Annotated in this window: 11 protein-coding genes; 9 read left to right on the top strand and 2 right to left on the bottom strand. The window is 73.0% G+C overall.

Annotation, left to right across the window (positions count from 1 at the left end; all coding sequences use genetic code 11):
- Window positions 1-149: 149 nt before the first annotated feature.
- The 6 genes from ACFVGS_RS34040 (at window position 150) to ACFVGS_RS34065 (ending at window position 7,129) form a co-directional block, all read left to right on the top strand.
- Complete coding sequence (locus ACFVGS_RS34040) at window positions 150-545, top strand: DUF3499 domain-containing protein (RefSeq protein ID WP_385695986.1); 396 nt, start codon at window positions 150-152, stop codon at window positions 543-545.
- 109 nt (window positions 546-654) lie between these two features.
- Window positions 655-2,016 carry a phosphomannomutase/phosphoglucomutase gene (locus ACFVGS_RS34045; RefSeq protein WP_385695990.1) on the top strand — a complete coding sequence of 454 codons (1,362 nt, stop codon included), beginning with the start codon at window positions 655-657 and terminating at the stop codon, window positions 2,014-2,016.
- Between the two features lie 729 nt (window positions 2,017-2,745).
- Window positions 2,746-2,928 carry a Trm112 family protein gene (locus tag ACFVGS_RS34050; protein WP_128985075.1) on the top strand — a complete coding sequence of 61 codons (183 nt, stop codon included), beginning with the start codon at window positions 2,746-2,748 and terminating at the stop codon, window positions 2,926-2,928.
- A 163-nt stretch (window positions 2,929-3,091) separates the two neighbouring features.
- The gene (locus ACFVGS_RS34055) at window positions 3,092-4,246 is read left to right on the top strand and encodes an SIS domain-containing protein (protein ID WP_385695993.1); all 1,155 of its coding nucleotides are present in this window, start codon (window positions 3,092-3,094) and stop codon (window positions 4,244-4,246) included.
- Window positions 4,247-4,978: 732 nt separating this feature from the next.
- Window positions 4,979-6,130, top strand: a complete 1,152-nt coding sequence (manA, locus tag ACFVGS_RS34060) for a mannose-6-phosphate isomerase, class I (protein WP_385695996.1) — start codon at window positions 4,979-4,981, stop codon at window positions 6,128-6,130.
- A 66-nt stretch (window positions 6,131-6,196) separates the two neighbouring features.
- A complete protein-coding gene (locus ACFVGS_RS34065; protein WP_384421993.1) occupies window positions 6,197-7,129 on the top strand; it encodes a cation diffusion facilitator family transporter in 933 nt (310 codons plus the stop codon).
- A gap of 167 nt (window positions 7,130-7,296) precedes the next feature.
- Here ACFVGS_RS34065 and lepB read toward each other — a convergent pair whose 3' ends face one another.
- On the bottom strand, window positions 7,297-7,971 hold the full coding sequence (gene lepB, locus ACFVGS_RS34070; protein WP_385695999.1) for a signal peptidase I: 675 nt from the start codon (window positions 7,969-7,971) through the stop codon (window positions 7,297-7,299).
- Between the two features lie 602 nt (window positions 7,972-8,573).
- On the opposite strand from lepB, the gene ahcY reads away from it, so the two are divergent.
- Window positions 8,574-10,028: an adenosylhomocysteinase gene (gene ahcY, locus ACFVGS_RS34075; RefSeq protein WP_384421989.1), complete on the top strand. Its 1,455-nt coding sequence runs from the start codon at window positions 8,574-8,576 to the stop codon at window positions 10,026-10,028.
- 150 nt (window positions 10,029-10,178) lie between these two features.
- Window positions 10,179-10,790, top strand: coding sequence for a hypothetical protein (locus tag ACFVGS_RS34080; protein ID WP_384421987.1), 612 nt, complete (start codon window positions 10,179-10,181; stop codon window positions 10,788-10,790).
- Between the two features lie 447 nt (window positions 10,791-11,237).
- Here ACFVGS_RS34080 and ACFVGS_RS34085 read toward each other — a convergent pair whose 3' ends face one another.
- A complete protein-coding gene (locus ACFVGS_RS34085) occupies window positions 11,238-12,335 on the bottom strand; it encodes an RDD family protein (RefSeq protein ID WP_385696002.1) in 1,098 nt (365 codons plus the stop codon).
- A gap of 132 nt (window positions 12,336-12,467) precedes the next feature.
- Between ACFVGS_RS34085 and ACFVGS_RS34090 the strand changes: the two genes are divergently transcribed.
- Window positions 12,468-13,475 carry a stage II sporulation protein M gene (locus ACFVGS_RS34090; RefSeq protein WP_385696005.1) on the top strand — a complete coding sequence of 336 codons (1,008 nt, stop codon included), beginning with the start codon at window positions 12,468-12,470 and terminating at the stop codon, window positions 13,473-13,475.
- Window positions 13,476-13,932: the final 457 nt, after the last annotated feature.

Consider the following 13,932-nt stretch of genomic DNA (forward strand, 5'->3'; position numbering starts at 1 on the left):
CACCGCCCGAACCCGCCTTCCGTACCGCTCCCGCAGGTCAGAACGGCCGATCGGATCCGGTCCGTGGCGGACGTCACACCGCGACACGGTGGAGTGACCTGGGGGAGAGTCGTCGCGGCCCGCTCAAGAGTGCGGTACCGTCCAACGTCGTGAGCCCTGTACGTCGCTGTTCGCGCACCGCGTGCGGCCGCCCTGCCGTCGCGACACTGACGTACGTCTATGCCGACTCGACCGCGGTCCTCGGCCCGCTCGCCACCTACGCCGAGCCCCACTGCTACGACCTGTGCGCCGAGCACAGCGAGCGCCTCACCGCCCCGCGCGGCTGGGAGGTCGTGCGGCTCTCCGACGGCACCGCTCCGACCCGCCCCAGCGGCGACGACCTCGAAGCCCTCGCCAACGCGGTACGGGAGGCGGCCCGCCCCCAGGAACGCGCGGCCGAGGCGGGCGGCGGCCCCGGGAAGCCCGGCGGCCCGGGCCGCGGCGGCGACCCGATGGAGGTCGGCCGAAGGGGCCACCTGAGGGTGCTGCGTTCCCCCGACAACTGAGCCCGAGAACTGATCAAGGTCCCCTCCCGGGTAGTTTGGGCGTTCCGTACGCGCGCCGCATCCGCGCGTCCGTGAGTGGTGTTGCCGAGACTTTCAGGAGGGTTGATCCGTGGCTGCTGATCTGTCGCAGATCGTGAAGGCGTACGACGTCCGCGGGGTGGTGCCGGATCAGTGGGACGAGAGCCTGGCCGAGCTGTTCGGCGCCGCGTTCGTCCGGGTCGTGGACGCCGACGCGATCGTCGTCGGGCACGACATGCGCCCCTCCTCGCCCGGCCTCGCCGCCGCCTTCGCGCGCGGTGCCGCCCGGCTGGGCGCCGACGTCACCATGATCGGCCTGTGCTCGACCGACCAGCTGTACTTCGCCTCCGGGCAGCTCGGCCTGCCCGGCGCGATGTTCACGGCCTCGCACAACCCGGCGCAGTACAACGGCATCAAGATGTGCCGCGCGGGCGCCGCGCCGGTCGGCCAGGACACGGGCCTGTCCGACATCCGCGAGCTCGTCGAGCGCTGGTCGGACGAGGGAGCCCCGGAGCCGGCGGCGACGGCCGGCACGGTCACGGAGCGCGAGACGCTGAAGGACTACGCCGCCCACCTCCTCTCCCTGGTCGACCTCACCGCCATCCGTCCCCTGAAGGTCGTGGTGGACGCGGGCAACGGCATGGGCGGCCACACCGTCCCGACGGTCTTCGACGGCCTGCCGCTGACCGTGGTGCCGATGTACTTCGAACTGGACGGCACCTTCCCGAACCACGAGGCCAACCCGCTCGACCCGAAGAACATCGTCGACCTCCAGGCCCGTGTGCGCGCCGAGGGCGCGGACCTCGGTCTGGCCTTCGACGGCGACGCCGACCGCTGCTTCGTCGTCGACGAGCGCGGCGAGCCGGTCTCCCCGTCGGCGATCACCGCGCTGGTCGCGGCGCGCGAGCTGGCGAAGAACCCGGGCGGGACGGTCATCCACAACCTGATCACGTCGTGGTCGGTCCCGGAGGTCGTCCGCGAGAACGGCGGCACGCCGGTCCGCACCCGCGTCGGCCACTCCTTCATCAAGGAGGAGATGGCCAGGACCGGCGCGATCTTCGGCGGCGAGCACTCCGCCCACTACTACTTCAAGGACTTCTGGAACGCGGACACCGGCATGCTCGCCGCGCTCCACGTCCTCGCGGCCCTCGGCGGCCAGGACGGCCCGCTGTCCGGCCTGGTCTCCGCCTACGACCGCTACGTGTCCTCCGGCGAGATCAACTCGACCGTCGCCGACCAGGCCGCCCGCCTGGCCGCCGTGAAGGCCGCGTTCGCGGACCGCGAGGGCGTCACCCTCGACGAGCTCGACGGCCTGACGATCACCTCGGCCGACTGGTGGTTCAACCTCCGCGCCTCCAACACCGAGCCCCTCCTCCGCCTGAACATCGAGGCCCGCGACGACGACCAGATGCAGACCCTCCGCGACGAGGTCCTGACCCTGGTCCGCGCGTAACGCCCACCCAGCCACCACGGCTGAGGCCCGCTCCGTCTCGGGGCGGGCCTCAGCCGTTTCCCCTCCACGCCCACGGCCCGCCTCGCCATCCGCACCACGCCTCACACCCCACTGGGCCCGCGCTCCGCACGGGCGGTGCCCCCGGCCGCTCCCTCCTGTGTGGGCGATGCCCTCGGCCGCTCCCTCCCGTGTGGGCGGTGCCCCCGGCCGCCTCCTCCCCGTGTGGGCATTCGTCCCGCTGGGGCGGGACGGGTGGGCACACGGGACGGCGCCCTCGGCGGGCGCGTTCCGCTCCTGCACCTGCCCGCCACCCCTGCGGCGGCGCCCTTCACACGGGCCCGCCCGGCGCGGTGCCCGCCCCCGCCCGACGGTCGGCGCCGTCAAACTGCCCCCGTGCGCGGGCCCCGCCCGACGGCCGGGGCCGTCACCACGCCGGACGCGCACCCAGCCTCCGCCTGGCGACCGGCGCCGTCACTGTCGCCAGGGTGCGGGGCCCCGCCCGACGGCCGGCGCCGTCAACAAGTCGCCCCCCGTTCCCCCACCCACCCCCTCCCCGTCGCCTCCCCGCCGCCCCCACCCCGCACCGTTGCCCCGGCGCCGCCCCGCCCCTCGTCGGGCGCGCCGCCCGCGGCCCGGCGGTAGGCTGACCTGGCCCGAGACCGTCGTACGTACGGGCACCGCCACGCAGCGGCCCGCACGTACCGCCCGCACCGTCCGAAGGGACCACTCATGCCGCTCGAAGCCGGCCTCCTGGAGATCCTGGCCTGCCCGGCCTGCCACGCCCCGCTGAACGACCGGACGGCGGAGGAGACCCCGGAGCTCGTCTGCACCTCCACGGACTGCGGGCTCGCGTACCCGGTCCGCGACGGCATCCCGGTCCTGCTGGTCGACGAGGCCCGCCGCCCCGAGTAGCCCGCGCCGAACGCCCGCCCCGCGCCCCGGGAAGCAGGCGCGGGACGCGGCGCGAGACGGACGCGGTGACGCGTACCCCTCGGCGTACCCCTCGGGGGGATGACCCCGCCGGCCCACCCGGCCGGCCCCGCTCCGACGACCCCGACGACCGGAGGCCCGCCACATGCTCGACGAGACCCTCCTCGACGCACCGGACGCCCTCGCCCTCGCCGACCGCCGCGGCCTGCTCCGCGGCGCCGCCGAGGCGGGCGCGCGGGTGAGGACCGCCGCCCGGCACGCCGCCGAGGCCGGCATCTCGGCACTGCGCCCCGAGGGCCGCCCGCGCGCCGTCCTCGTCGCCGGCCCCGGCGCCGCCGCCGTCGGTGTCGCCGACCTGGTGGGCGCCCTCGCGGGCGCCTCGGCGCCGGTGATCCGCCTCCAGCCCACGGGCGTCGCTCCCGCGGCCGGCGCGTTGCGCTGGGCGCTGCCCGGCTGGGCGGGTTCGGTGGACCTGCTGCTCGTCCCGACCACGGACGGCTCGGAGCCGGGCCTCGCGCTCCTCGCCGAGCAGGCGTACCGCCGCGGCATCACCGTCGTCGCCGTCGCCCCGAAGGACTCCCCGCTCTCCGAGACGCTGAGCGGTTCGCGCGGCCTGCTCGTACCGATGGCGCTGGCCCCGCACGAGACGGCCGAGGAGTACGCGGAGTCCCTCGCCGCGAGCCCCGGCGACCTGTGGGCGCTCTTCACGCCGCTGCTCGCGCTGCTCGACCGGGTGGGTCTGGTCGAGGCCCCGTCGGAGGCGCTGGAACAGGTGGCGGACCGCCTGGACCGTACGGCGGAGCGCTGCGGCCCGGCCATCGCCACGTACAGCAACCCGGCGAAGACGCTGGCCGCCGAGCTCGCCGACTCGCTGCCGCTCGTCTGGACCGAGGGCGAGGCCGCCGGCCCGGCCGGCCGCCGCTTCGCCGCGGTCCTCGCCGAGCTGGCGGGCCTGCCCGCGCTCGCGGCCGAGCTGCCGGAGGCGCTGCCCGCCCACGGCATGCTGCTGGCCGGGGACTACGCGGCCGGCGCCGATCCCGAGGACTTCTTCCGTGACCGCGTCGACGAGCAGCAGGCGCTGCGAGCCCGTGTCGTCCTCCTCCGCGACCGCCCGGCCGAGGGCAACGTACTGAGCGCCGCCCCGGCCGCCCGCGAACTCGCCCTCGGCCACGGCACGGCGATCAGCGAACTGGAGCCGGAGGAGGGCAGCCCACTGGAGAACCTGGCGGAACTCCTCGCCGTCACGGACTTCGCCGCCGTGTACCTCTCCCTAGCCTCGGCGGGCCGGGCACCCGAGTAGCGGCGGGGGAGCCCGCCGGAAGCCCGGAAGGCGCCGACCGGCCCCGCAAGGAACACCGGGAGCCGCGCGGAGCCCACCGGAAGCCCGCTCAGACCCGCCCGAAGCCCGCCCGGTCAGCCGACTACCCCAAGCCGCGACTACGGGAGGCCCTCGAAGCCTCCCGGGAAGCCCCAGAAGCCCCCCGGAAGGGCTTCGGAAGGGCCTCGGTGGGCCCCGAAGGGGCTCCGGAAAGGGCTTCGGCGGATCCCAGGTGGTCCCCGAAGACCCGGAGGACCCCAGGGACCCGGAGACCCGGAGACCCGGAGGACCCAGGGACCCGGTGGTCTCCGAGAACCCGAGGCACCCCGAGGGCAAGACGGACCCCGACGGCCCTGACGGCCCCGACGGCCCAGGCGGACCCCGAAGGCTCCCGGCGGATCCCGTCCGGGTCTCCGTCAGACCCGGCGGGTCCTGGTCGGAGACCGGCCCAACCCGACGACCGCCCCGCCCCGCAGCACCGCTCCCACCCACGACCGCCCCGCCTCGCACCGCCGCCACCCACGACCGCCCCGCCTCGCACCGCCGCCACCCACGACCGCCCAGCCCCGCACCACCGCCCCGCACCGCTCCCCCCCCCACACACGACCGCCCAGCCCCGCACCCCTCCCCACACAGCCGCCCCCGCACCCGCCCCACCCTTGACGCCCCCACGTCCATCACCGCATCACCGCACTGAAAAGAGCTGGAAGCCCCATGGACCGCCTCGTCAACACCGTCCGTCCGTACGCCTGGGGGTCGACGACGGCCATCCCGGAACTCCTCGGCGTCGCCCCCACCGGGCAGCCCCAGGCCGAACTGTGGATGGGCGCCCACCCAGGCGCCCCCTCCCGCACCGACCGCGGTCCTCTCAACGAGGTCATCGACGCCGATCCCGTACGCGAACTCGGCCCCGCCGCCGTCGAGAAGTTCGGGCCCCGGCTGCCCTTCCTCTTCAAGGTGCTCGCCGCCGGCGCCCCGCTCTCCCTCCAGGTGCACCCCGACCTCGCCCAGGCGCGCGAGGGCTTCGCCGCCGAGGAGGCCGCGGGCATCCCGCTCGACGCACCGCAGCGCAACTACAAGGACGCCAACCACAAGCCCGAACTCATCTGCGCGCTCACGCCGTTCCACGGCATGTGCGGCTTCCGCGAGCCCGTCGAGGCCGCCGACACCATGGCCGCGCTCGGCGTGGACTCCCTCAAGCCGTACGTCGACCTCCTCCACGCCCACCCCGAAGAGGCCGCGCTGCGCGAGGTCCTGACCGCGCTGCTGACCGCCGACCACGAAGCGATGGCCCACACCGTCACCGAGGCCGCGCACGCGGCCGCCCGCCTGGGCGGCGCCCACGCCCCGTACGCCCGGATCGCCCACCACTACCCCCACGACCCGGGTGTGCTGGCCGCGATGCTGCTCAACCCGGTCACGCTGCAGCCCGGCGAGGCCCTCTACCTCGGTGCCGGCGTCCCGCACGCCTACATCGACGGACTCGGTGTCGAGATCATGGCCAACTCCGACAACGTGCTGCGCTGCGGCCTCACCCCGAAGCACGTCGACGTCCCCGAACTCCTGCGCGTCGTCCGCTTCGAGCCGACCGACCCGGGCGTCCTGCGCCCCGAGGCCTCCCCGTCGGGCGAGGAGGTCTACGACACCCCCATCGACGAGTTCCGGCTGTCCCGTTTCGTACGGGCCGAGGGCGCCGCACCGACCGACCTCACCGCCCCGACGCCGCAGATCCTGCTCTCGGTCGCCGGCCGCCCCAAGGCCGGCGAAGTCACCCTCGCGCCGGGCGAGTCCGTCTTCGTACCGGCGGGCGAAAAGACCGAACTGTCCGGTGCGGGGACGGTCTTCCGCGCGACCGTCGTGGCCTGATGGAACAATGACCCGCCGTACAGCGGCGGACGGCGCTGCGAACCGACGAAGGGAACACACAGACCCATGAGCGCGTCAGGCGGAACCAAGGCGATCGTGGCGGCGCTCGCCGCCAATCTCGCGATCGCCGCAGCCAAGTTCGTGGCGTTCCTCTTCAGTGGTTCGTCCTCCATGCTCGCCGAAAGCGTCCACTCGCTCGCCGACTCCGGCAACCAGGGACTGCTGCTGCTCGGCGGCAAGCGCGCCCAGCGCGAGGCCACGCCGCAGCACCCCTTCGGCTACGGCCGCGAGCGCTACATCTACGCCTTCCTCGTCTCGATCGTGCTCTTCTCGGTCGGCGGCATGTTCGCCATCTACGAGGGCTACGAGAAGATCAAGCACCCGCACCCGATCGAGGCCTGGTACTGGCCGGTGGGCGTCCTCGTCTTCGCGATCATCGCGGAGAGCTTCTCCTTCCGCACCGCGATCAAGGAGTCGAACGAGATCCGCGGCAACCTGTCCTGGAAGGAGTTCGTGCGCCGGGCGAAGGCCCCCGAGCTGCCCGTCGTCCTCCTGGAGGACCTCGGCGCCCTCGTCGGCCTCGTCCTCGCCCTCGGCGGCGTCGGCCTGGCGCTGGCCACCGGCAACGGCGTCTGGGACGGCATCGGCACCGTCTGCATCGGTGTGCTGCTGGTCCTCATCGCGATCGTCCTCGCCGCCGAGACCAAGTCGCTGCTGCTCGGTGAGGCCGCCGGCGTCGACGAGGTGAAGAAGATCGAGGCGGCGATCGTCGACGGCGAGACCGTCACCCGCCTCATCCACATGCGCACGCTCCACCTCGGCCCGGAGGAGCTGCTGGTCGCGGCCAAGGTCGCGGTCCGGCACGACGACACCGCCGGCGACGTGGCACGTGCGATCGACGCGGCGGAGGAGCGCATCCGCGCCGCCGTCCCGATCGCCCGGGTGATCTACCTGGAGCCGGACATCTACAGCGAGCAGGCCGCGGCCAAGGGCGCCTGACCGCCGAACACGCACGAGGCCCCGGACCTGACCGCGCTCAGGCCGGGGCCTCCCGCATGTCCGGCCGTGCCCCGTCGACCTGGAAGCCCAGGGGCTTGACCTGGCACCGCCTGGGGACTGACCTGGCAGGCCTGGGCTGTCACGCCTGGGCTGTCACGCCTGGACTCTCACGCCTGGGTCGGGACGTACGGGGGAGGGACGGGCGGTCCGGTTCCGGTACGACGGGCCGACCGCCGCCCGGTCAGCCACCCGCCGAGGCCGAGGCCGAACCCGACGAGGAGCACCACCGCACCCCCGAAGAACCCGACGACGGCACCGACCGCGCCCAACGGGCTGTCGATCGCCCGCTCCCGAACGGCCGTGTCCGGGACCGTCCCGCCGTCGAGCTCCTGGTGGAAGCGCGAGTCGAAGGAGTCGCCCCGGTTGTCGCCGAGCAGGAACAGCCGCCCCTCCGGGACCTCGATCTGCTCGAAGGGGTAGCCCGCGACGGGGTCGCCGTCGAGGACGTACGGCTCCGAGAGCGGCCGCTCGTTGACGAACACCTGCCGTTCGTCGGCCCTGATCCGGTCACCGCCGACCCCGATCACGCGCTTCACGACGAGTTCGTCACCGGCGCCCCACTGCGGCACGGAGACGAGCACGACGTCGCCGCGCCGCACTTCCGACGGCTCGACGGTCTCGGCGAAGAGCGTGTCGCCCGGCTCGTAGGTGGGCCGCATCGACACCGAGGGCACGTTGTGGCCGGGAAAAGCGCTCCGCAGCACCAAGCCGCCGGCCATCAGCACCACTCCCAGCGCCAGCAGCACACCACCCGCGATCCGCAGTCCCCGCCCCGGTCTCATCCCTCAGCCCCTCCCAGCAGTCCGGCCCGCACCATATAGGCGCGGCCCGACAGCGGAAGCGGCCGGTGGGTCGGCGCCTCTCCCGGCGACGGCCCTACCGGATCTCGCCGAGCAACCCCAGGACGTCCGCCCGATCCGACGCATCGAGGAGCCGCTCGCGGGAGTCCGCGCCCATCTGGAGTGGTCACGAGCTGCTCCTCATGGCTGTTCCTCCTGCTGCCTGCACCGGGCCGCCGCGCTCCGGCCTCCCGAACATCGCGCCGGACGCACATCTGGCATCAAAAGTCCGTAAGGCCTTGAATGCGGAGGTCGCCGGACCTTTTGTCGAGCCCGTATCCGGCCGAATCCCGCCCGGGTTCCGCGACCGACGGACTGTGGGTCGCTGCGCCGATCGGTGTAGATTCGTGACCAGCCAGACGTCGCTGCTGATGGCGGTCGGGCGGTCAGTACATGGACCGGCCGAGGGAGAGAGGGCCTCCGACGACTGCACCGCGGACCCACGCGGGTGTACCCGGGCATTCGTATGCCCGCGTCGCCCACAGCTGCGGTGCCAGGTGCCCACTCGACCCCTCGAACCCGATTGACGAGGAGCAGCTCCAGTCATGACGACTGTCGCCAAGCAGGACTTCAAGGTCGCCGACCTCTCCCTGGCCGCGTTCGGCCGCAAGGAGATCACCCTCGCCGAGCACGAGATGCCCGGCCTGATGTCGATCCGCCGCGAGTACGCCGAGCAGCAGCCGCTGGCCGGCGCCCGGATCACCGGCTCGCTGCACATGACCGTGCAGACCGCCGTGCTGATCGAGACCCTGGTCGCCCTCGGTGCCGAGGTCCGCTGGGCCTCCTGCAACATCTTCTCCACCCAGGACCACGCCGCCGCGGCCATCGCCGTCGGCCCCAACGGCACCCCCGAGAACCCGCAGGGTGTCCCGGTCTTCGCCTGGAAGGGCGAGACCCTGGAGGAGTACTGGTGGTGCACGGAGCAGGCCCTGACCTGGCCGAACACGCCCACCGGCGGCCCGAACATGATCCTCGACGACGGTGGTGACGCCACCCTCCTCGTCCACAAGGGCGTCGAGTTCGAGAAGGCCGGCTCGGCCCCGGACCCGGCCACCGCGGACAGCGAGGAGTACGGCTACATCCTCCGCCTCCTCAACCGCACGCTCGCCGAGAGCCCGCAGAAGTGGACCCAGCTGGCGTCCGAGATCCGCGGCGTGACCGAGGAGACCACCACCGGCGTCCACCGCCTGTACGAGATGATGCAGGCCGGCACCCTGCTCTTCCCGGCGATCAACGTGAACGACGCCGTGACGAAGTCGAAGTTCGACAACAAGTACGGCTGCCGCCACTCGCTGATCGACGGCATCAACCGCGCCACCGACGTCCTCATCGGCGGCAAGACGGCCGTCGTCTGCGGCTACGGCGACGTCGGCAAGGGCTGCGCCGAGTCCCTGCGTGGCCAGGGCGCCCGCGTCATCGTCACCGAGATCGACCCGATCTGCGCTCTGCAGGCGGCGATGGACGGCTACCAGGTCACGACCCTCGACGAGGTCGTCGAGACCGCCGACATCTTCATCACCACGACCGGCAACAAGGACATCATCATGGCCTCCGACATGGCCAAGATGAAGCACCAGGCGATCGTGGGCAACATCGGCCACTTCGACAACGAGATCGACATGGCCGGCCTGGCGAAGATCCCGGGCATCGTCAAGGACGAGGTCAAGCCGCAGGTCCACACCTGGACGTTCGAGGACGGCAAGGTCCTGATCGTCCTGTCCGAGGGCCGCCTGCTCAACCTGGGCAACGCGACCGGTCACCCGTCCTTCGTGATGTCGAACTCGTTCGCGGACCAGACCCTGGCCCAGATCGAGCTCTTCACCAAGCCGGAGGAGTACCCGACCGACGTCTACGTGCTCCCGAAGCACCTGGACGAGAAGGTCGCCCGCCTCCACCTCGACGCCCTCGGCGTCAAGCTGACGACGCTCCGCCCGGAGCAGGCCGAGTACATCGGCGTCAAGGTCGAGGGCCCGTTCAAGCCGGACCACTACCGCTACTGATCCCAGGACGGCGGGTGACCGGCCGGCCCGGCACCCGCCCGTCACGGGTATCCGCAGCGGAACAGACAGGCCCCCGCACCCCCGTGCCGGGGGCCTGCCTCGTTCCGACCACCGCCCTGCCTACCGCTCCAGGACGCACCCCGAGGACCCATGCCCCGCGGCCGCTATTCGCTCTACGATCCGCACGATCACACCCCCCTCGGTGAAGAGCACTTCAACTGCGCGCCCGGCCCCTCCGGCTGGCGCTACGTCTCCCGGACGACGAACCCCTCGGGCGAGCCGACCGGCTCCGTCGACCTGGCCATCGACGACCTGGGCCGGCCCATCCGCCTCGAACTCCACGCCGCGCACTGGCAAGTCCGCGGCGCCGCCCTCGACGGCGTCACCTGGGTCCGTACCGACCCCACCGGGACCCATGCCAACGAAGGCAATGTGCGCGCCCACGCCTTCACCGGCACGTCCCCGGCATTCCTCGTCGCGATCTCCCGACTCCTGCGCCTCACCCCCGATTCCCCGGAGACCCGCGTCCGGCTCGTCGCCTTCACGGATCCCGTCCTCGCCCCCCTGACGGTCGACCAGTCCTGGGCCCTGGTGAAGAGTGAAGCGCACGCCACTGACAACGGCCCTCTGATCGTGGACGAGTACCAGGTCAGCGCCCTGGACACGGGCGAGCGGCACACCGTCCACCTCGCCGGCGACGTGGTCCTCTCGGCCCCCGGCATCGAACTCGAAGACCTCGAATCCCCACCGAACGTCTTCTGACCCCACACGCACCGCCCCGACCGGACCCGTCCGGGCCCGCCCCGCCCGGGCCCGCCCCGTCCGGGCTCGCCACGTTCCGGCCCGTCCGGGCCCGCCCTGTCCGGGCCCGCCCCCGTCCGGACCCGCCCCGCCGCGCCGCGACCCGTCTGGGCCCGCCCTGTCCGGGCCGGCCCTGTCCGGGCCCGCCCCGTTCCGGCCCGCCCGTTCCGGGCCCCCCGTCCGGGCTCGCCACGTTCCGGCCCGTCCGGGCCCGCCCCGTCCGGGCCGCCCCCGCTCCGTCCTGGCCCGCCCCGCCGCGCCGCGACGCGTCCGGGCTCGCCACGTTCCGGCCGTCCCGGGCCCGCCCCGACCCGGCCCGCATGCCGCCACCCCGCCTCACCCCGCGTGCCGACGTGCCCCCCGCCTGCCGCCGGCCAAGGCGCTCCGGCATCCTCCCCGGCCCGTCCCTCAGGCGGGCGGGGCGAACCCCGTAGCGGGCGGAGCGGCCGGAGCCGCCGGCGAGGAGGAGTCAGCAGCCGGGGACGTGGCAGCGGCCGAAGCCGCGTGGCCGGGAGCGGAAACATCAGCGGCGCCGGGTCCCGCTGCAGGAACCCCGCCATGAGCCGCGGGAAACTCCGGCATCAGCCCGGCCGCGCCAGCCGCCTCGGGCGCGCCGGACGCACTATGCGGCCCGGCTACCCCAGGCATCCCAGGCGCGCCGCGCGTACCGCCCACCCCGGCTATGCCAGGCGCCCCGGCCACCCCAGGACTGCCCGCCATTCCCGCCATTCCCGCCTTTCCCGCCGTTCCCACCGCGCCGACCGCGAACGCCCGCCGCGCGTCCCGCCCCTGCCGTTCGGCCACCACACCCGCCAGATACGCCGCGACCGGTACGCCCGGCGGCGGGGGCGCCCCGGTCCGTGCGACCAGCTCGTCGGCCAGCCGCTCCGCGAGCCGCTGCCCGATCGCCGGGTCCAGCTGTCGCATCCGCGTCAGGTACTGCCGTATCTCCAGCCACAGCCCGTCCGGCACGGCCGACAGATCCAGCCCCGCGAACCGACCGACGATCCACGGCGGCGGAGGCGGCACCACCATGCCCGCGCCCGAGGCCACCCGCTCGCGCACCACCAGCGTCCCGGCGAACACGTCGCCGATCCGCCGCCCGCGCTCCGACACCAGCGAGGCGATGCACGCGACGGCTCCGAACGTCATGAGGATCTCCACGACACCCATCGCGCCCCGCATCAGCGCGTGCCGGAAGCGGATCGGCCCTCCGTCCTCACGTACCACGCGCAGCCCGCAGGCCAGCTTTCCCAGTGACCGCCCGTGCGACAGCGTCTCCACGGCTATCGGCGCGCCGACCAGAACCAGCAGGAAGGACGCGATGGCCAGAGCTCGCGCCGCAGCCTCGTCGAGCGAGGCCGTCGCGACCGCCAGCCCCAGACTGATCAGCAGATACGCCGCCCACACGACGACGAGATCGAGCAACAACGCCAGCGCACGGCTCGGCAGCCGAGCCGGCTGCAGCCCCAGATAGACGGCATCCCCCGTCACCACCCCGCTCACGGCGCCCACCCTTCTCCCACCCGACCTTCGACCTGACGGACCCGGTCCGAACGTCAGTCTGCCAAGCTGGCCCGCAGTGCGCCGCAGTAGTACGGACCCGTACGCACCCAGTGCCTGGAGCAGCAGCCGACCATGGACCTCGACGTCTTCGTCACCGCCCACCGAGCAGAGTGGGACCGCCTCGACCATCTGCTGCGCCGCGGCCGCCGCCTCACCGGCGCCGAGGCCGACGAACTCGTCGCCCTCTACCAGCGCACCGCGACCCACCTCTCGCTCATCAGGTCGAGCGCGCCTGACCCGATGCTCACGGCCCGGCTCACCCAGCTGACCGCCCGCGCCCGCGCCACGGTGACGGGCACGCGCCGCGCCTCATGGCGTGACGCGACGGAGTTCCTGACCGCCGGGTTCCCGGCCGCGGTCTACCGCTCCCGCCACTGGTGGATCCCGACCGCGATCCTTTCCACGCTGCTCGCGGCCCTCATCGGCTGGTGGATCGGTGTCCACCCCGAGGTCCAGTCCGCAATCGGCGCCCCGGCCGACCTCCGCGAGATGACCCGCCCCGGCGGCCAGTACGAGACGTACTACTCGAGCCACCCGGCGGCCTCCTTCTCTGCAGCGGTGTGGACGAACAACGCTCAGGCCGCCGCCATGTGCCTGGTGCTCGGCGCCTTCCTCGGCATCCCGGTGCTGCTGATCCTCTTCGCCAACATGCTGAACGTCGGCGTCGGGATCGGCCTGATGGCTGCCGCGGGCCGCCTCGACGTCTTCCTCGGACTGATCCTTCCGCACGGCCTGCTCGAACTGACCGCCGTCTTCGTCGCCGCCGGCACCGGCCTCCGTCTCGGCTGGACGGTCATCGAACCGGGCCCCACGACCCGCCGTGCCGCTCTCGCCCAGCAGGGCCGGGCCGCGATCGGCATGGCCATCGGCCTCGCCCTGGTCCTGTTCGTCTCGGGCCTGATCGAAGGTTTCGTCACGCCGTCCGGCCTGCCGACCTGGGCCCGGATCACCATCGGCGTCGCCGCCGAACTGGCATTCCTCGCGTATGTCTACGTCCTCGGCGGCCGTGCGGCCCGCGCCGGCGACACCGGCGACGTGGCGGAACCCGACCGCACCGCCGAGCTGCCGACCGCAGCGTGACGGGCTCTGACCTGCCCTGATACCCGACGGATGCACGCCCGACCGGCGCCTGAGGGCCGCTGTCCCGCCGATGTGCAGAGCACCCCGCTGACCTGCTAGTCTCCTCTTCGCCCGCAAAACCCGTTGACACGGGTCGCGTGGGGAGGTAGATTCAAACGGTTGCCTGGGGAGCTGGACAAGCTCGAAGGCAAGGAGTTAGACTCTCTCTCGCTCCGGTCGAGAATGTGAAAGCGTTCGACGACGACGGAGCCACTCCGATTCCTTATCCGAATCACGAAGTCGCCGATTAGGCCGACGGAAATGAATCTGATAAAGTCGGAAACACGCCGGAAGGCCTCGGAGAAAGACGAAAGTCGAAAACCGGGACCGGAAAGCACCGAGGAAATCGGATCGGAAAGATCTGATAGAGTCGGAAACGCAAGAACGAAGGAAGCGCCCGGAGGAAAGCCCGCGAGGG

This window comes from Streptomyces sp. NPDC127114 (genome assembly GCF_042677525.1).
In the GTDB taxonomy this organism is placed as follows: domain Bacteria; phylum Actinomycetota; class Actinomycetes; order Streptomycetales; family Streptomycetaceae; genus Streptomyces.